General features: G+C 64.4%; 6 protein-coding genes and 13 pseudogenes. 15 read left to right on the top strand and 4 right to left on the bottom strand.

Going from position 1 to position 19,365, the window contains the following annotated elements:
• Window positions 1-37: 37 nt before the first annotated feature.
• The 15 genes and pseudogenes from cyoB (at window position 38) to CSV86_RS29280 (ending at window position 14,942) form a co-directional block, all read left to right on the top strand.
• Window positions 38-2,005: pseudogene (gene cyoB, locus CSV86_RS32925) on the top strand (cytochrome o ubiquinol oxidase subunit I).
• Window positions 2,006-2,008: 3 nt separating this feature from the next.
• A pseudogene (gene cyoC / locus CSV86_RS29335) lies at window positions 2,009-2,611 on the top strand (cytochrome o ubiquinol oxidase subunit III).
• 4 nt (window positions 2,612-2,615) lie between these two features.
• Window positions 2,616-2,944: pseudogene (cyoD, locus tag CSV86_RS29330) on the top strand (cytochrome o ubiquinol oxidase subunit IV); the annotation flags it as partial.
• A gap of 96 nt (window positions 2,945-3,040) precedes the next feature.
• Window positions 3,041-4,164, top strand: a pseudogene (locus tag CSV86_RS29325) (mechanosensitive ion channel family protein).
• Between the two features lie 106 nt (window positions 4,165-4,270).
• The gene (locus CSV86_RS33695; RefSeq protein WP_376699783.1) at window positions 4,271-4,711 is read left to right on the top strand and encodes a hypothetical protein; all 441 of its coding nucleotides are present in this window, start codon (window positions 4,271-4,273) and stop codon (window positions 4,709-4,711) included.
• Window positions 4,605-5,641, top strand: a pseudogene (locus tag CSV86_RS33690) (5-methyltetrahydropteroyltriglutamate--homocysteine S-methyltransferase); the annotation flags it as partial. The gene CSV86_RS33695 and the pseudogene CSV86_RS33690, both read left to right, overlap by 107 nt.
• Window positions 5,575-6,553, top strand: a pseudogene (gene metE, locus CSV86_RS33685) (5-methyltetrahydropteroyltriglutamate--homocysteine S-methyltransferase). The pseudogenes CSV86_RS33690 and metE, both read left to right, overlap by 67 nt.
• Window positions 6,554-6,593: 40 nt before the next feature.
• Window positions 6,594-6,872: pseudogene (locus CSV86_RS29315) on the top strand (ASCH domain-containing protein); the annotation flags it as partial.
• A 154-nt stretch (window positions 6,873-7,026) separates the two neighbouring features.
• Window positions 7,027-7,671 (top strand): hypothetical protein, encoded by a 645-nt coding sequence (locus CSV86_RS29310; protein ID WP_009406450.1) that lies wholly within the window; start codon window positions 7,027-7,029, stop codon window positions 7,669-7,671.
• Window positions 7,668-8,143 (top strand): annotated as a pseudogene (locus CSV86_RS29305) (surface-adhesin E family protein). The gene CSV86_RS29310 and the pseudogene CSV86_RS29305 overlap by 4 nt, the downstream one beginning before the upstream one ends.
• Window positions 8,144-8,478: 335 nt before the next feature.
• The gene (locus tag CSV86_RS29300) at window positions 8,479-9,837 is read left to right on the top strand and encodes an 8-oxoguanine deaminase (protein WP_009406447.1); all 1,359 of its coding nucleotides are present in this window, start codon (window positions 8,479-8,481) and stop codon (window positions 9,835-9,837) included.
• 313 nt (window positions 9,838-10,150) lie between these two features.
• Window positions 10,151-10,666, top strand: a complete 516-nt coding sequence (locus CSV86_RS29295; protein ID WP_009406446.1) for a sigma-70 family RNA polymerase sigma factor — start codon at window positions 10,151-10,153, stop codon at window positions 10,664-10,666.
• Window positions 10,636-11,623: pseudogene (locus CSV86_RS29290) on the top strand (FecR domain-containing protein). The gene CSV86_RS29295 and the pseudogene CSV86_RS29290 overlap by 31 nt, the downstream one beginning before the upstream one ends.
• Window positions 11,624-11,711: 88 nt before the next feature.
• Window positions 11,712-14,226 (top strand): annotated as a pseudogene (locus CSV86_RS29285) (TonB-dependent siderophore receptor).
• A gap of 93 nt (window positions 14,227-14,319) precedes the next feature.
• Window positions 14,320-14,942 (top strand): annotated as a pseudogene (locus tag CSV86_RS29280) (glutathione S-transferase family protein).
• A gap of 420 nt (window positions 14,943-15,362) precedes the next feature.
• On the opposite strand, the pseudogene CSV86_RS33680 reads toward CSV86_RS29280, so the two are convergent.
• From CSV86_RS33680 to CSV86_RS29265, 4 genes and pseudogenes are all read right to left on the bottom strand, one after another.
• Window positions 15,363-16,648, bottom strand: a pseudogene (locus CSV86_RS33680) (TonB-dependent siderophore receptor).
• A pseudogene (locus CSV86_RS33675) lies at window positions 16,615-17,717 on the bottom strand (TonB-dependent siderophore receptor). Before CSV86_RS33675 ends, CSV86_RS33680 begins: the two co-directional pseudogenes overlap by 34 nt.
• Before the next feature lie 170 nt (window positions 17,718-17,887).
• Window positions 17,888-18,775 carry a FecR domain-containing protein gene (locus CSV86_RS29270; RefSeq protein WP_240160651.1) on the bottom strand — a complete coding sequence of 296 codons (888 nt, stop codon included), beginning with the start codon at window positions 18,773-18,775 and terminating at the stop codon, window positions 17,888-17,890.
• Window positions 18,776-18,824: 49 nt separating this feature from the next.
• Complete coding sequence (locus tag CSV86_RS29265) at window positions 18,825-19,361, bottom strand: sigma-70 family RNA polymerase sigma factor (protein WP_037062101.1); 537 nt, start codon at window positions 19,359-19,361, stop codon at window positions 18,825-18,827.
• Window positions 19,362-19,365: the final 4 nt, after the last annotated feature.

Here is a 19,365-nt window from a genome sequence, read left to right as displayed (position 1 = left end):
GGAACGCGTCGGCGCAAGGCAGCCAGGAGTAATGGATATGTTCGGAAAGCTGAGCTGGGACGCCATCCCCGTCGACGAGCCCATCATCATGTACACCCTGGCCATCGTTGGCCTGATCGGCTTCGCCGGGGTGGGCGCGATCACCTGGAAGCGCAAGTGGACCTACCTGTGGAAGGAGTGGTTTACCTCGGTGGACCACAAGCGCATCGGCGTAATGTACATCGTCGTCGCCCTGGTCATGCTCCTGCGGGGCTTCGCCGACGCCCTGATGATGCGTACCCAGCAGGCCATGGCCTCCGACGGCTCGCCAGGCTACCTGCCACCGGAGCATTACGACCAGATCTTCACCGCCCACGGGGAATCATGATCTTCTTCATGGCCATGCCCTTCGTGGTCGGCCTGATGAACATCGTGGTCCCGCTGCAGATCGGCGCCCGCGACGTGGCCTATCCGTTCCTCAACGCGGTGAGCTTCTGGTTGTTCGTCGCCGGCGCGCTGCTGGTGAATATCTCCCTGGGCATCGGCGAGTTCGCCCGCACCGGCTGGGTGGCCTACCCGCCCTGTCGGGGATCGGCTACAGCCCCGGGGTCGGCGTCGATTACTACATCTGGTCGCTGCAGATATCCGGGGTCGGCACGCTGCTCACGGGGCTGAATTTCTTCGTCACCATCCTGAAGATGCGCACCACCGGCATGACCCTGTTCCGCATGCCGGTGTTCACCTGGACGGTGCTGTGCACCTCGATCCTGATCCTCGCGGCGTTCCCCATCCTCACCGCGACCCTCTTCATGCTCAGCCTCGACCGCTACCTGGGCATGCATTTCTTCACCAACGAGCTGGGCGGCAACCCGATGATGTACGTCAACCTGATCTGGGCCTGGGGCCACCGGAGGTGTACATCCTGATCCTGCCGGCCTTCGGGATCTTCTCCGAAGTGGCCTCGACCTTCGCGCGCAAGCGCCTGTTCGGCTATTACTCGCTGGTCTGGGCGACCATCGTCATCACTCTGTTGTCATTCATCGTCTGGGTCCACCACTTCTTCACCATGGGCGCCGGGCGAACGTCAACGCCTTCTTCGGCATCATGACCATGATCATCGCCGTGCCCACCGGGTGAAGATCTTCACCTGGCTGTTCACCATGTACCGCGGCCGGGTGCGCTTCGAAACGCCGATGCTGTGGACGGTGGGCTTCATCGTCACCTTCAGTATCGGCGGCATGACCGGCGTGCTGCTGGCAGTGCCGGGGCGCCGACTTCCTGCTGCATAACAGCCTGTTCCTGATCGCCCATTTCCATAACGTGATCATCGGCGGCGCCGTGTTCGGCTATCTCTGTGGGCTGACCTACTGGTTCCCAAGGCCTTCGGCTTCAAGCTCTACGACCCGCTGGGACGGGCAGCGTCTGGTGCTGGCTGGCAGGGTTCTACTTCGCCTTCATGCCGTCGTATTTCCTCGGTTTCATGGGCATGACCCGGCGCCTGAACCACTTCGACGTACCGCAATGGCGCCCGCTGCTGCTGTTGGAGATGTTCGGCGTGTGCATCATCCTGTGCGGCGTGGCCTGCCAGGTCGCGCAGCTGGTGGTGAGCATCCGCAAGCGCCACGAGAACCGCGACTATACCGGCGACCCCTGGGACGGCCGCACCCTGGAATGGGCCACCGCCTCGCCGCCGCCGTTCTACAACTTCGCCGAACAGCCCGTGGTACATGGCATCGACGCCTATTGGGGAATGAAGGAGCGCGGCGTGGAAACCCTGGCCAAGGCCGATTTCCGCAAGATCCATATGCCGTGCAATACCAGCCTGGGCCTGGTCATCGGTGCCCTGAGCACGGTGCTGGGCTTCGCCCTGGTCTGGCATATCTGGTGGCTGGTGATCGCAAGCCTGCTGGCGACCGTCGCGACCCTGATCGTGCGCAGCTACGACCAGAACACCGAATACTACGTCGAGGCCAGGGAAGTGGAACGCCTGGAAACCGAACGGCGCCAACTGATGGCGGAGGCCTGAACCATGTCGCAGATCGTCCTGAACGAGACCGCCCACCAGCAGGAGCACGGCTACGAGGATGCCGGCTCGCTGAGCCTGTTCGGCTTCTGGATCTACCTGATGACCGACTGCATCCTCTTCGCCACGCTGTTCGCCACCTATGCGGTACTGGGCCAGGCCACGGCGGCGGACCGAGCGCGGCGACATCTTCGAGCTGCCCTACGTACTCGGCGAAACCTTCCTGCTGCTGTTCAGCAGCATCACCTACGGCTACGCCATGCTCGCCAACCACCGCAAGGACAAGCGCCGGGTCCTGCAATGGCTGGGGTGACCTTCGTCCTCGGCCTGGGCTTCATCGCCATGGAGCTCAACGAGTTCCATACGCTGATCGCCGAGGGCAACGGCCCGCAGCGCAGCGCCTTCCTTACCGGTTTCTTCACCCTGGTCGGCACCCACGGCCTGCATGTGCTGATCGGCCTGGTGTGGATGGCGCTGCTGATGCTCCAGGTCCGGCAGCGCGGCCTGTGCTGCGTCAATTCCACGCGCCTGAGTTGCCTGAGCCTGTTCTGGCACTTCCTGGACATCGTCTGGGTCTGCGTGTTTACCGTCGTCTATCTGTTCGGGTGATCTGATGTCCAGTGAAAGCCAGGTTCACAGCAGCGCCGGCGCCAGCCAGTCCAGCGCCAGGTCGTACAACATCGGCTTCCTGCTGGCAGCCATCCTGACCCTCGTTCCCTTTGCCCTGGCCCTGTACCCGAGCATGTCGCGGCGGGTCACCTTCGCGGTGATCCTGGCTGCGCGGTGTTGCAGATCCTGGTGCACGTGGTGTTCTTCCTGCACCTGACCACCGCCCGCGAGCAGCGCTGGAGCCTGGTGGCGCTGGTGTTCAGCGTGGTGATCATCGCCCTGCTGGTAGGGTTGTCGCTGTGGATCATGTACTACGTGCACGCCAATATGCTGGGTTGTGAAATCGGATCGAACTGTGACGGTCGCAGGGCACCCCATAAGAAGGACCCTGAGCAAACCACCCGAGGACAACCCGGAGGCTGACCACCCATGAACGATCGCATCATCGAACTGTTCACCGACACCACGCTGTTCGGCATTTCCCTTCTCAACCTGCTCCTGGCGCTGTGCGTAGCGTTGCTGACCTTCCTCGTCTCGCGCGCCGCCATCAGCTTCCTGCTGCGCCGGGTGCGGCGCTGGTCGGAGCATGACGGCGCGCTGAGCCAGGTGCTGGCCAAGGTACTGGCGGGTACCAGCAACCTGCTGCTGTTCCTCGCCTCGCTGCTGGTCGGCCTGGGCATGCTCGACCTGCCCGAGCGCTGGCTGAACCGGGTCGGCAGCCTGTGGTTCGTAGTCGCGGCGTTGCAGATTGGCCTGTGGGCCAACCGTGCCATTGCCCTTGGCCTGTCGCGCTACTTCGCCCGGCAGAGCAGCGACGGCCTGTACCAGCGCGGCGCCCTGGCCACCCTGTCGGCCTGGGGTGCGCGGGTGCTGTTGTGGTCGGTGGTACTGCTGGCGATGCTGTCCAACCTGGGGGTGAACATCACCGCCTTCGTCGCCAGCCTGGGCGTGGGCGGTATCGCCGTGGCCCTGGCAGTGCAGAACATCCTCGGCGACCTGTTCGCCTCGCTGGCGATCGCCGTGGATAAACCGTTCGAGGTCGGCGATTTCATCGTCATCGGCCCGCTGGCCGGGACCGTCGAGAACGTCGGCCTGAAGACCACGCGAATCCGCAGCCTGGGTGGCGAACAGATCGTCATGTCCAACGCCAGCATGATCAGCAGCACCATCCAGAACTACAAGCGCCTGCAGGAACGGCGCATCGTGTTCGAGTTCGGCCTGTCCTACGACACCCCGACCGAGGCGGTGAAGCAGGCACCGGAGATCGTCGAGCAGGCCATTCGCGCGCAGGACCAGGTGCGCTTCGACCGTGCCCACCTGCGCGGCTTCGGCAAGGAAGCGCTGGAGTTCGAGTGCGTGTATATCGTCAAGGATCCGGGCTACAACCTGTACATGGATATCCAGCAGGCGATCAATTTCACCTGCTCGAGCGCTTCTCCAGGATCGGCGCGAAGTTCGCCGTGCCGGTGCGGGCGATCAAGGTCACGGCACTGCCGCAGGAAATCCAGGCGCAGCAGCTTTCCGAGCGCGGAGCGGCGTTCGGGCAGGCTTAAAGACCATGAACAAACCTAAAGTTCTTCGCGAATAAAATGAGTTTGTCTCACCAAGGCGCAATCCCGAAAATCCCTCCACTGATTTTTTCGATGGAGAGATTGCAGCATGGCACTGGCACACAACCTCGGTTTCCCGCGCATCGGACGCGACCGTGAACTGAAAAAGGCCCAGGAAGCCTTCTGGAAAGGCGAGCTGGATGAAGCCGGCCTGCGCACCGTGGGCCGCGCGCTACGTGCCAGCCATTGGCAGGTGCAGAAGGACGCCGGATCGAGTTGCTGCCGGTCGGCGATTTTCGCCTGGTACGACCAGGTCCTGACCCATTCGCTGACCTTCGGCGTGATCCCGAGCGTTTTCGCAACCACACCGGCAAGCCGAACCTGCACACCCTGTTCGCATGGCTCGCGGCGTCAGCGAAGGGTGCTGCGGCGCCCATGCCCAGGAAATGACCAAGTGGTTCGACACCAACTACCACTACCTGGTCCCCGAATTCACGGCCGACCAGCAGTTCGAACTGAGCTGGGACCAGCTGTTCGAGGAAGTCGATGAAGCCCTGGCGCTGGGCCATGCGGTCAAGCCGGTGGTGCTGGGCCGCTGACCTACCTGTGGCTGGGCAAGGCCAAGGGCGGCGACTTCGACAAACTGGAGCTGGTGGACCGCCTGCTGCCGCTGTACGGCCAGATCTTCCAGCGCCTGGCCGCGCAAGGCGTGGAATGGGTGCAGATCGACGAACCGATCCTGGCCCTCGACCTGCCCCAGGACTGGAAGAACGCCTACGAGCGCGTCTACAACCTGATCCAGCGCGAACCGCTGAAGAAGCTGGTCGCCACCTACTTCGGCGGCCTGGAGGACAACCTCGGCCTGGCCGCCAACCTGCCGGTGGACGGCCTGCATATCGACCTGGCGCGCGCCCCCGAGCAGTACCCGACCATCCTCGACCGCCTGCCGGCCTACAAGATCCTGTCCCTGGGCGTGGTCAACGGCCGCAACGTCTGGCGCTGCGACCTGGAAAATGCCCTGGAGGTGCTGCGTCACGCCGCCGAACGCCTGGGCGATCGCCTGTGGATCGCGCCATCCTGCTCGCTGCTGCACAGCCCGGTGGACCTGGAGCGTGAAGACCAACTGGATGCCGAACTGAAAAGCTGGCTGGCCTTCGCCGTGCAGAAATGCCGGGAAGTCGCCCTGCTGACCAAGGCCATCGACCAGCCAGACGCCGCCGACGTGCGCAGTGCGCTGGAGCAGAGCCACGCCGTGCAGGCCAGCCGCGCTGCCTCGCCTCGCATCCACAAGCCCGCCGTGCAGGCTCGCCTGGCAGCGATCAAGCCGGCCGACAGCCAGCGTCATTCGGCGTTCGCCCAGCGGATCGGCAAACAGCGCGCCCACCTCGACCTGCCCGCGTTTCCCACCACACCATCGGCTCGTTCCCGCAGACCGCCGCCATTCGCCTGGCGCGCCAGTCCTTCAAGCAAGGCCGGCTGACCGAGGCCGACTACGTCGAAGCCATGCACAGCGAAATCCGCCACGCCGTGGAAATCCAGGAAAACCTCGGGCTCGACGTGCTGGTGCACGGTGAAGCCGAACGCAACGACATGGTCGAGTATTTCGCCGAGCAATTGGACGGCTACGTCTTCACCCGCTTCGGCTGGGTCCAGAGCTACGGCTCGCGCTGCGTTAAACCGGCGGTGATCTTCGGCGACCTGAGCCGTCCGCAGGCGATGACCGTGGACTGGATCAGCTATGCCCAGGGCCTGACCAGCAAGGTCATGAAAGGCATGCTGACCGGCCCGGTGACCATGCTGATGTGGTCCTTCCCGCGCGAGGACGTGAGCCGCGAGGTCCAGGCCCGGCAACTGGCCCTGGCCATCCGCGACGAAGTGCAGGACCTGGAAGCCGCGGGCATCCGCATCGTGCAGATCGACGAAGCGGCCTTTCGCGAAGGCCTGCCGCTGCGTCGCAGCGCCTGGGACATTACCTGGAATGGGCCACCGAAGCCTTCCGCCTGTGTGCCTCTGGCGTGCGCGACGAAACCCAGATCCACACCCACATGTGCTACAGCGAGTTCAATGACGTGATCGAATCGATCGCGGCCATGGACGCCGACGTGATCACCATCGAAACCTCGCGCTCGGACATGGAACTGCTCGACGCCTTCGAGAAGTTCGACTACCCGAACGAGATCGGCCCCGGGGTCTACGACATCCACTCGCCGCGGGTGCCGGGCAAGGACGAGATGATCAAGCTGCTGGAAAAGGCCGCGCGGCGCATTCCGGCCCAGCGACTCTGGTCAATCCGGACTGCGGCCTGAAGACCCGCGGCTGGCCGGAAACCGAAGCGGCACTGGTGAACATGGTGGCTGCGGCACGAGAGCTGCGCAGGCGGGTTCAAATCTAGTTATCCTTGCCGCCATCCAGGCACGGGCCGCCACACAGGCATGACAGCAGTGCCGTGGTGGCCCGTTGGAGGAATAACCGGAATGCGCATGAAAGCCCTGTCCATCGTCAGCCCCGGCGGCACGAGGATCGCCTGCGGGCAGAAAACCCTCGAAATCCGTCGCTGGCAGCCTGGCCTTGAGCCCTCCGAAGACCTGCTGATCGTCGAGAACAAGCGCTTTTTGCATAACGACGGTGAGCAGGACGATGGACTTGCCGTCGCCATCGTGCGGGTCAAGGCAGTTCGCCCCTTCGAAGTCGGCGATATCGAGGCGGCCTGTGCGAGTTATCACGAAGAAGGCTGGCTCGCCTGGGAACTCACCGACCTGAGGGCGATCACAGCACCGGTGCCGATGCGGCCGAGCGAGGCATCTACGAAGTGGATTTCCCGGCCCTGCATCCGTAGTTTCCCACCCGTCCAGGATATCCGTCTCAATGGAACTGACCCGCATTTCCCCCCGCACGATCAAACCCGCCCTCGCGCTGCTGCTCGGCCTGTGGGCCGGCAACTCGCTGGCGACCGGCCTGGCCGAAGGGCTGCTGCAATGCCAGCCTTCGTTCTTCAAGAACCTGCATGCCCAACGTGGCGAACTGGCCCGTCAGGTGAAGCTGAGCCAGGACGAAAAGGCCGGCGTGGCCTGGATATCGGTCGCCGACCGCACGAGCCCGGAGGGTGCGCTGCTGACCTTTGCCCATCCCGTGGATGACGACGGCCTGCCGTTGACCGCCTGGTATGACCGGGCCTTCGACCTGGGCGCGCAAGGTACCTATTACTTCTGGGGCTTCGAAACCGTGGCCAGCCGCGAGGAGGTCATGGCGAAACTGCCCCAGGCCCAATGGGAAGAAGCCGGGGAATATTTCATTTCCCGACCGCAGATCAAACCGCGCGGCAGTGACGCCTGGCAGGACAACCCGAGCGCGGCATCGGGCGTCGCGCCGGCGGCAGGCTCTGCGGAAAAGCTGCTGATGCTCAGCACCGAGAACGGCAAGACCCGTCTGCTGTGCTCGCTGCAAGGCAGCATCGATACCGCGTTGCTGCAGCGCGAGCGCCCGGATGTCGTACCAGGAGCCGGACAATGAAACCTGTCCTGTGCCTGACCGCCGCCCTGCTCCTGGCCGGCTGCGCCCATGATGGGGCGAAGCCCGAAGCGACGCCGGCTGCACCACGGGTCAAGCCTGCGGGCATGTTCGAAATCATGTCCACGCCCGAAGTGGCCACTTTCTTCGCGGCCAACTCCGTCGCCCTTTACCAGGGCAAGCCGCAGTTGCGCCAGTTCAACCTGGTTCACAATTACGGCAAGCCCGAGCAGATCGGCGCAGGCAAGACCTATGTGCGCAGTTCGAGCGCCTTGCGGGTGATCAACTGCGAACGGGACGAAACGGCCCAGTTCGGCCGGGTTTATTTCACCGACTATTTCGCCAGCGGCGAAGAGATCGCGCGCAGGACGAGACCCCACAGTGGGAGCCCCTGCAGCGCCAATCGATCCTCGGGGAGCTGCGCAATCTGGTCTGCGCGATCGATGCCAAACGCCTCAGGGCCGCTGGCCACTGAACACCCGGCGCAACGGCAGGGGCCGTAGCGCCGGAACTGTATACAAAAAATATAAATACAACTACAATCCTCCGGCGCCTACGACATTGGCAATCGCCCATGCGTATAGCGACGGTCTGACACCATGCAACACCTGATCCTGCCCGAACCACTCGGGCGCCCTCTCCCGATGTCGCTTGTCGTGCGCCTGGCCGCCGACGATGAATTCCGTTCCCGCGAACGCCTGGACCCATCGAGGCCCCGCGCCCCGACCGCCTTCTCGCCCCCTTCGCATTGATCGAATCGCCGCCAAGGCATCCCATCGAAACCGCACTCCCATCAGGAGAGGAATACCCATGCCCAAGACATTACTGGTCAAGAACGCCACGCTGCTGGTCACCATGGACGGCGAACGCCGCGAAATCAGAGGTGGCGGCCTGTACATCGTCGACAACCTGATCCAGCAGGTCGGCCCCAGCGACGCGCTGCCGCAACAGGCCGACGAAATCCTCGACATGACCGGCAAGGTGGTCATCCCCGGCCTGGTCAACACCCACCACCATATGTACCAGAGCCTGACCCGCGTGGTCCCGGCCGCCCAGGATGGCGAACTGTTCAACTGGCTGACCAACCTGTACCCGATCTGGGCCCGGCTGACCCCGGAGATGATCGCGGTCTCGACCCAGACGGCCATGGCCGAGCTGATCCTGTCGGGCTGCACCACGTCCAGCGACCACCTGTACATCTACCCCAACGGCTGCAAGCTCGACGACAGCATCCACGCCGCCGGCGAGATCGGCATGCGCTTCCATGCCGCTCGCGGCAGCATGAGCGTCGGCCGTAGCCAGGGCGGCCTACCGCCGGATTCGGTGGTGGAAAAGGAAAGCGACATTCTCAAGGAGTCGCAGCGCCTGATCGAGGACTACCACGATGCCAGCCATGGCTCGATGCTGCGGGTCGTGGTCGCGCCCTGCTCACCGTTCTCGGTGAGTCGCGACCTGATGCGCGAGGCCGCGGTGCTGGCCCGTGAGCATGGGGTTTCGCTGCACACCCACCTGGCGGAGAACGTCAACGACATCGCCTACAGCCGCGAAAAATTCGGCATGACCCCGGCCGAATACGCCGAGGACCTGGGCTGGGTCGGCCACGATGTCTGGCACGCCCACTGCGTGCAGCTCGACCAGCACGGCATCGAGCTGTTCGCCCGCACCGGCACCGGCGTCGCTCACTGCCCGTGCTCGAACATGCGCCTGGCCTCGGGCATCGCGCCGATCCGCAAGATGCGCGATCACGGTGTACCGGTGGGTCTGGGCGTCGATGGCTCGGCGTCCAACGATGGCGCCAGCATGATCGGCGAAGTGCGCCAGGCCCTGCTGTTGCAGCGGGTCGGCTTCGGTCCGGATGCGATGACTGCGCGCGAAGCCCTGGAGATCGCCACCCTGGGCGGCGCCAAGGTGCTCAACCGCAACGACATCGGCGCCCTCGCCCCGGGCATGGTGGCGGACTTCGTCGCCTTCGACCTCGGCCATGTAGCCTACGCAGGCGCCCTGCACGACCCGCTGGCGGCCCTGGTGTTCTGCACCCCGACACATGTCGATACCAGCGTGATCAACGGCCGGGTGGTGGTGAAGGACGGACGCATCACCACGGTGGACCTGCCACTGGTGCTGGAGCGACATAACCAGCTGGCGCGGCAGTTGGTGATCGGCGAGTAAACGATCTCCGCTACCGCTGATGGCCTCATCGCTGGCAAGCCAGCTCCCACAGTCGATTGAGTCGAGCTGGAATTCTGCGGCCGGTGCAGTCCACCCTGTGGGAGCTGGCTTGCCAGCGATAGCGGTAGTGGATTCACCATCGTCATCGCCAGGTAAATCCGCAAGGTCCTTGCAAATCAAATAGCTATGTCTTGCTCAATGAGAGCCGCCGCAGGTTGAGACGCCGCCGAAAGAAGCTGCTTTTATCCGGGGATTGCCAAACCTGCTGCAAAAGGGTGAAATTGCAAAAAATTCTCATTAGCGACTCTTTCCCATGTCTGCCGACGATTTCGCCCTGCGCTCCGCCGTCCATGATCTGTACAGCAGCCACAGCGGCTGGCTGCGTGGCTGGTTGCGCAAGCGCCTGGACAACCACAGCGATGCCGCCGACCTGGTCCAGGACACCTTCGTGCGGGTGCTCAGGGCGCGGCAGGCCACGGACATTCGTCAGCCCCGCCAGTACCTGAGTACCGTGGCCAAGGGCCTGATGATCGATCTGTTCCGTCGCCGCGCCCTGGAGCACAGCTACCTGGAAGCCCTCGCCGCCCTGCCCGAGGAAACCTGGCCTTCCCAGGAAACCCAGGCCATCGTCCTCGAGACCCTGATGGAGATCGACCGCATGCTCGACAGCCTTGGCGACAAGGTGCGCCAGACCTTCATCCTGTCGCAGTTCGAAGGCCTGAGTTATCCGAAGATCGCCGAGCGCCAGGGCATCTCCCTGCGCACGGTGAACAACCATATGGCCAAGGCCATCGAGCAATGCTGCCTGATCCGCATGGGGTTGCTGTGAGCAGCGCCCGCCCTGCCCTGGACCCTGCCGAACGCGCAGCCCTGCGCAGTGCGGCGCAGTGGTATGCGCGCCTGTCGTCCGGTATCGAGACCGAGTCCGACCGTCTCGGCTGGCAGCACTGGCACAACGCCGATCCGCTGCACCGTCGGGCCTGGCAACAGGTTCAGTCGATACGCCAGATGGTCGAGGGCGTGCCGGGCGATGTGGCGGCTTCGGCCCTGCGCCAGGCGCGGGAATCCCGGCGCGGGTCCTGCGCCAGTTGTTGCTGCTGGCCGGGGTCGGCGTGGTGGGCTGGAACGGCTGGGACAGCCAATGGCGCGCGGCGCTGATGGCCAGCCACCGTACCGCCGTGGGCGAACAACGCCGCCTGGCCCTGGCCGATGGCAGCCAGGTGCTGCTCGACAGCCATTGCGCCCTGGACGTGCACTTCGACGCCGAGCGCCGCTTGCTGCGCCTGCTCAGCGGTCGGCTGCTGGTGGAGACGGCGGTCGATGGCCTGGCCCGGCCCTTCGTGGTAGAGACCGCGCAAGGGCAGGTCCGCGCCCTGGCACCCGCTTCACGGTGCAGACCGAAGCACGGTTCTGCGAAGTGGCGGTGCTGGAGAAGGCCGTGGAGGTCCGCCCTGCTGTCGGTGAGCGCGTCATGCGCGTCGAAGCCGGGCAGCAAGTGCGCTTCGACCGCCTGCGCCTCGGCAAGCCCTGGCAGAGTGATGCCAGCGTCGCTTCGTGGCGCAGCGGCAGCCTGATCGCCATCCAGCGCCCCCTCGGCGATCTGCTCGACGAACTGTCGCGCTATCGCCATGGCTGGCTGCGCTGCGATCCCGCCATCGCCGACCTGAAGATTTCCGGCGCCTTCCCCCTGGACGATACCGACCGCGCCCTCGCCGCCCTGGAAAGCGGCTTCGGCCTGCGCATCGTGCGGCGCACCGCCTACTGGGTCAGCGTACAGCCGGCATAGGGATGAATTGCCGTCGAAAGATGCGAACGAAAAATACTTAGATTCAGGTTGCACTGTTTGCCCGCCCTGCTCGGCCAATCCTCAGTAGATGCCGTTTTGCACGGTTTCATTTTGGGAGGAACACCATGAAGTACCCGCACGCACGCCTGCTGACACGGTAGCCGTAGCCATTCGCCTGGGCTTTTGCACACTCGGCGCGCTCAGCCTGCCAGGGCTGGCCCACGCTGCCGAAGCCGGCGCGATGCAATCCTGGCACATCCCGGCCGGCAGCCTTGCCACCGTTCTCAGCACCTTTGCCTCGGCGTCAGGCACGGCCCTGTCGTTCGATGCGGCGTTGCTCCAGGGCCGTCAGTCCGGCGGGCTAGACGGCACCTACAGCGTTGACCAGGGCTTCGCCATCCTCCTGCAAGGCAGCGGCCTGCAAGCGGTGCCGCAGAGCAACGGCTCCTACGCGCTGCGCCCCTTGCACAACGAGCAGGGCTCGATGGAACTGGACGCCACCACCATCAGCAGCCAGCGCCTCGACCCCACCACCGAAGGCACCGACTCCTACACCGCCCGTGCCGTGACCATCGGCAAGGGCGTGCATACCCTGAAGGAAACCCGCAGTCGCTGACCGTCATCACCCGCAGGATGATGGACGACCAGAACCTCAACACCCTGGAAAAGGTCCTGGAAAAGACCCCGGGCATCACCGTCTACGACTCGCCCATGGGCGGCAAGTACTTCTTCTCCGCGGTTTCAACATGGACGGCCAGTACCAGTACGACGGCGTGCCGCTGGATGTGGGCGGCAACTATGTGCAGGCCAACAGCTTCTCCAGCGACATGGCCTTCTATGACCGGGTCGAAGTGCTCAAGGGTGCGGCGGGCATGCTCAAGGGCTCGGGCAGCTCCGCTGGCGGCGTCAACTTCGTGCGCAAGCGCGGGCTGGAAACCACGGCGACCAAGCTGACGATGTCCGCCGGCAGCTGGGATGATTACCGCGGCCAGATCGACGTTGGCGGCCCGTTGAACGAGTCCGGCAGCGTGCGCGGCCGCGCCGTGGCCACCCTGCAGGACCGCCAGTATTTCTACGACAACGCCAAGCGCCAGGACCAGGTGCTTTACGGCGCACTCGATTGGGACATCAGCCCGGACACCACCCTCGGCTTCGGCCTGGCCTACGAGGACGTCGATGCCTCGCCCTGCTACCACGGCCTGCCGCGCTACGCCGACGGCAGCGACCTCAAGCTGTCACGCTCGACCTGCCTCGGCGCCAGCTGGAACGACCTGCAAAGCCAGCGCATCACCGGCTTCGCCGACCTCAAGCACCGCTTCAACGACGACTGGTCGCTGAACTTCGCCTCGGTCTATACCCATAACGACCAGGACATCGAATACGGCTACTCCGAGGGTGCCGTTGCCGTGGGCGCCAGCACAGCGGCCATGGGTCGCTATGCCGGGCGCTTCGACTACGACCAGACCGACTACGGCTTCGATACCTACCTGGACGGCAAATTCCGCGCGTTCGGCCTGGAGCACGAAGTCATCGTCGGGATGAACGCCAGCCGCCAGAAGAACCACGACTACTTTGCCCTGATGCGCCTGAGCGGCTCGCAGAACCCGTTCGATCCGTCGTCGGACTTCCCTCATCCCTCCAAGGCCGATTACCTGGTCAACCCGACCCGGGCGCAGCGTGCCGACCGACTCCCTCACCCGCCAGTTCGGCACCTACGCCAATGTGCGCCTGAAGCTGGCCGAGCCGCTGACCCTGGTGCTCGGAGGCAGGGTCAGTTGGTACCGCAACCACAGCGACTCCTATACCCAGGCCTATGACTACTGGGTGCCCAACCGCAGCCAGGAAAACGGCCAGGTCACCCCGTTCGCCGCGGTGCTGTATGACCTGAACGAGCAGTGGACCGCCTACGCCAGCTATGCGGATATCTTCCAGCCACAAAGCAACAAGGTCACCGCCGACGGCCAGACGCTGCAACCCAAGACCGGTGCCAACTACGAGATCGGTATCAAGGCGAGCTGTTCAATGGCGAACTGAATACCGCGTTCAACCTGTTCCGGACCATCGAGGAGCATCGTGCCGAAACCGACTATGTCGGCACCTGCATGGGCTCCGGCGACCAGTATTGCTACACCGACAATGGCAAGGTCCGCGCCCAGGGCTTCGAGGCGGAAATCAGCGGCTCGCCGGTCGAGCGCCTGCAAGTGCTGGCCGGCTACACCTACACCCAGACCAAATTCCTCAAGAGCATCAACGAGGTCGACAGCAACGACCTGACCTTCAGTTCCAGCTTCGTACCGAGGCACATGCTGCGGGTCTGGGGTGATTACCAGCTCGACGGCGCGCTGGAACGCTGGAGCCTCGGTGCCGGGGTCAGCAGCCAGAGCGAGAACTCGCGCTACAACCGCACCCTGAAGATCGAACAGCCGGGCTACACCCTGTGGAGTGGCCGCGTGCAATATCGCGTCGACCAGAATTGGACGGTGGCGCTGAACGGCAACAACCTGTTCGACAAGAAGTACTACGCCACCATCGGTGCACCGGGATGGGGGAACTACTACGGGGAACCGCGGAATTTCATGGTCACGGTGCAGGGAGCGTTCTGACCGCGACCTGCAACTCACTGGTTTCACGTCCTGCACATTGACCAACAAATCGCCACCATGGATGATTGCCGCTCCCTGTACAAGGACGAACAGATGCTACGGATTCTAGGCAAAGCCACCTCCATCAACGTGCGCAAGGTCCTCTGGACCTGCGCCGAAATCGGCCTTCCTTTCGAGCGCGAAGATTGGGGCTCGGGCTTCCGGGCCCTCGATACTCCGGAATACCTGGCCCTCAATCCCAACGCCATGATCCCGGTGATCCAGGACGGCAATTTCACCCTGTGGGAATCCAACAGCATCATCCGCTACCTAGCCACCCGCTATGGCGAAGAAGCCCTGTATCCGCTGGAGGCGCAGGCCCGGGCCCGGTCGATCAATGGATCGACTGGCAGGCGTCCGATCTCAACCGGTCGTGGAGCTACACCTTCATGTCGCTGGTGCGCCGCTCGCCCTTGCATCAATCGCCCGAGGCGCTTGCCGCCGGGCAGGCGGAATGGTCGCGGTACATGGGCATCCTCGACCAGCAACTGGCCCGTACGGGCGCCTTCGTCGCCGGCGAACGCTTCACCCTGGCCGACATCCCCGTGGGGCTGTCGGTCAACCGCTGGTTCGGAACGCCCTTCGAGCGGCCGCACCTGCCGGCGGTGAGCGAGTACTACGAGCGACTGAGCGAACGCAGCGGGTATCTGCTGCACGGACGAAACGGCACGCCTTGAAACCAGCGTCCCTCGAATGCGTCGGAAAAGATGTTGCATTTGAGGGCGAAACTTCCCCCTGGGCGTGGCGTTGTCGGCCTCACCGGTGACCATCGAGGTGTAAAAAGCAGCAAGACGCGACAAGCCTTGCGCCCATAGAACAAAACATATCTCTGATTTGCAGGGATGACCTTGTGGGAGCTGGCTTGCCAGCGATAGGGCCGCCAAGGGCAGTGATGCTTGCCTGATCTGGCCAAATCGCTGGCAAGCCAGCTCCCACAAAGTCCGAGTCAACCAAGGTTTTGTGCCACCCTCAAAATCCTGTGGGAGCTGGCTTGCCAGCGATAGGACCGGCAAGGGCAATGAGGCTGCCTGATCTGGCAAATCGCTGGCAAGCCAGCTCCCACAGGCTGGGCGGACGCCTGCGGCAAGCTGATCGAATCAGAAATCAGCCCGCAAGGTCACCGTGTAGTTGCGCGGATCGCCGTAGTGGTTCGCCGCATGCAGCCAGCCAATCGTCGAGTAGTACTTCTTGTCGAACAGGTTGTTGCCATTGAGCGCCACGCTGAAGTGCTTGTCGATCCGGTACGCCAACCGCGCATTCCACACCGCATACCCCGCCTGCTCGATATCCCCCACGCCATCGGTACCACCGAAGTTGGTGTGGTAGTTGCCGCTCTGGATATTCGCCCCGCCTCCCACCGTCCATTGCTCCAGTCGGCCCGGCAGGTTGTAGTCCGCCCAGAAGCGCAGCAGGTGCCGCGGCGTGTAGCTGTTGAAGGTGGAACCGGCCGTGGACACGTCATCGTTCGGGTCGTTGAGGTACTCGGTGGTGGTGTAGGTGTACCCGGCGAACAATTGCAGCCCCGCCAGCACCTCGCCGCTGACCTCGGCATCGAAGCCCTGCGCCCGCACCTTGCCCCCGGCGACATAGCAATCGTTGTTGCACGCCGGGTTGTTGGTCACCTGGGCGCGGTTTTCCTGTTCGACGCGGAACAGCGCAAAGCTGGTGTTGACCCGCCCGTCGAGCAGTTCGCCCTTCAACCCGAGTTCGTAGTTGGAGCCGGTGATCGGCTTAAGGGTGGTGCTCTGTGCGGTCAACTCGGTCTGCGGCTTGAAGATATCGGCGTAGCTGACATAGGTGGACCACTGATCATTGAGCGCGTAGATCAGACCGCCGTAGGGCGTGAACTCGCCGCTCTCCCGCGACCGCGCCGGGTCCGGCGAGGCGGCGTTGAAACGGTGCAGGTCATAGTCGTAGCGGTAGTTGCTGCTGCGCCCTCCAGTACCAGGGTCAGCGGCTCCGCCAGCTTGTAGCGCGCCACGCCATAGATACCGTTCTGGCTGATCTTGCCCGTGGACGTACCGGCATAGGTGGTGCCCAGCAGTTGCTCCAGGGTCGGCCGCGGCGGCGAGACCGGATCGTATAGGTTGATCGCCCCCAGGTTGAGCAGACCGCCTTGCAGGTCGTCGGTTTGCAGGTCGCTGGCGTTGGCCCCCAGCACCACCTCGTGCTCCAGGTCGAACGCCCGCCATTTGCCGGTGAGGTTGATATCGGCACCCTTGTTGATGTTCTCGAAGTCGTACAGATAGGCACGGGAACGCATGCCGTCGCCCGTCGCCGGATCGACCGCGCCGCGCCCGAAACTGTAGAGGATGTAGTTGGTTTCGCGCATGTAGCTACCGGAGGCCTTCAGCCGCCAGTCGTCATTGAAGTCATGGGTGATGTCGGCGAAGTAGGTGGTCTGCTTGTTGTTCCATTGTTCCAGTCTGCGCCGGTGAAGGTCGAGCGCCCGGCGTTCACCGCACTGCCGTCCTTGTTGCGCGGCAGGCCGCTGAAGAACGGCACGGCGTGAAGGTCTTCGACACTGGCGCCGGCCGCCACCGTGGTGCGGTCGCCGAGGTCGTATTCGAGGATGCCGTAGAGCACGTTCTTGCGGCTTTCGGCGGTATCGTAGAAGTAATCCTGGTCTTCATGGGCGGCGACCATGCGCCCGCGCAGCGAGCCATCTGCAGTCAGTGGCGCGCTGGCATCGACCGTCTGCCGGTAACTGTCCCACGACCCCGCACTGGCGGTGACGGACAACGCCGCCTCGGCCTTTGGCCGCTTGCGCACCAGGTTGATCGCCGCACCCGGGTTGCCGCTGCCCTGCAGCAGGCCGTTGGCGCCGCGCAGGATTTCCACGCGGTCGTACAGCAGGGTGTCGGAGGTGAAGCTGCTGCCGATCGCGTAGTAACGACGGTCCAGCGGCACGCCGTCGTACTGGATGGTCTCCACCTCGAAGCCCCGGGAGTAGATGTACTTGCCCCGGACGGGCTCTGGAAGGTGGTGATACCCGTGGTCTTTTCCAGCACTTCGTCGAGGGTGTCCAGGCGCTGGTCGTCCATGGCCTTGCGCGTTACCACGCTGACCGACTGGGGAATTTCCTTGAGGCGATGGGTCGACTTGCCGATGGTGACGGCGTTGGAGGTGTAGCTGCCCGTGTCCTCGGTGGTGGCATCGGCGTAGAGGCCGGTGACGTTCAGGGGTGCCAGGTCCAGCGAGCCCGAGGCCGGCAGCGGCTCCAGGCCGTAGACGTCGTCGCCACGACGCACGGCCTGCAGGCCGGTCCCGGCGAGCAGCTTGAGGAAGCCTTCCTCGATCCCGTAGCTGCCCTGCAGGCCGGGACTGGAAAGCTCGCCAACCAGCGCGGGGCTGTATTGCAGGGTAACCCCGCCTTCGCTGGCGAAGCGCGCCAGCACCTGGGCCAGGCTGCCGGAGGCGATGCTGTAGGCCTGTGGCGCCTGGACCGCCATGGCGGGCAGGCTCGCCCCCTGCAAGGCGAGGGTCAGTGCACTCAGCGCCAGCAGGTGGCGATAGCCGGGGTTGCGGATGAAGAAGAGCGGATCATGAACGGAGGGTCCCTATGTTTTGGCAGTTCCATACACAAGGACTGACGAGTTCGAAAAAGGGGCCAGGCCTTCCGTCAACGGGCGCCGACGGTGACCCAATAGCGGGTGCGGTATTCGACCTGTACCGGCAAGGTGGCAGGCAGGGCGGCGAGGATCCGCTCGCTGTTGTCGAGCTGGAACGCACCGCTGATCAGCAGCCTGGCCACCTCGGGCCTGCACCTCAGCCAGCCATGACGATAACGGCCCAGTTCATCGAGGAATTCCGCCAGCGGCATTTCCTCGGCGATCAGCTGGCCGCGGGTCCACTGGCTGTCCTGCTCCCGCGCGGGGCCAGAGCTGCCCTGCCCTAGCGCGCTGAAGGTCAAGCGCTGGCCGGCGGCGATGATTTGCTGCGGGCCGCTGAGCGGGCTGACCCGCACCGCGCCCTGGAACACGCTCAACTGCGTACGGGCATCGCGCTGGCGAACCAGGAAGCGGGTGCCGAGCGCCTCCATCAGGCCCTCGTCGCTGGCGACACGCAGTGGTCGATGGTGGGGACTTTGCGGGTCGGCGCCGCTGTCTACGAGGATCTCGCCGCGCTTGAGCTTCACCAGGCGCTGGGCCTGGTCGAATACCACTTCGACGATGCTGTCGGTATTCAGGTCGAGCACCGTGCCGTCCGCCAGGGTCAGGCGCCTGCGCTCGCCGACGGCAGTGGCGTAACGCTCCTGCTGCGCGAACTGGCGATAGCCGACATAACCGGCGGGAGCAAGGATCGCCAGCACCAGCAGTTGCTTGAGCACCTGGCGCCGCTCGCGGTTGAGCGTGCCCATGGCCAGCTGCGGCGGCAGCAGGCCCAGGCGCGCCTGTACGCGCTGCGCCTTCTGCCACGCCTGCTCATGCTCCGCCGCTGCCGCCGCCAGCGCGCGCAGGCGGCCTGCTGGGCCGGGCTCACCTGCGCATCGAGCATGAGCATCTGCCAATGGGCGGCCTGGCGGGCGACTTCGGTAGTAATCCGGGGAGGCGACTGGCTCACAGGAAATCGTCTTCGAACAGGATGCAGGCTTCCAGTGCAGAGGCCATGTGGCGCTTCACCGTGCGCTCGCCGATGCCCAGGCGCGCGGCGACCTGAACGTAGGTCGCGCCCTCCAGCTGGACCATCAGGAATACCGAGCGCACCACCGGCTTCAGCCCGTCGAGCAAGGCGTCCAGTTGCTGCAGGGTTTCGCGCATGCAGGCCAGTTCTTCCTCGGACGCAGCGAACAGCTCGGGCAATTGCGCGAGCATTTCCAGGTAGGCACGTTCAAGGGACAGGCGGCGGAAATGGTCGTAGACCAGGCGGCGGCCGACGGTGGTGAGATAGGCGCGGGGACGCTGCAGGCCGAGGCTGGCACCGGCCTTGCGTTGCGCCTGGAGGATACGCAGGAAGGTGTCCTGGGCCAGGTCGGCAGCCTGCGCCGAGCAGCCGAGACGACGGTACAGCCACTGTTTGAACCAGCCGTTGTGCTCGGTGTAGACCTGGGTCAGTTCGTCGTTGATCACGGGGTGCCCTCCGATGGAAGGGCGCATCGTA

This window comes from Pseudomonas bharatica CSV86, assembly GCF_000319305.2.
In the GTDB taxonomy this organism is placed as follows: domain Bacteria; phylum Pseudomonadota; class Gammaproteobacteria; order Pseudomonadales; family Pseudomonadaceae; genus Aquipseudomonas; species Aquipseudomonas bharatica.
Note: the sequence above shows the minus strand (reverse complement) of the source record. Positions and strands in the feature narration are given on the sequence as shown.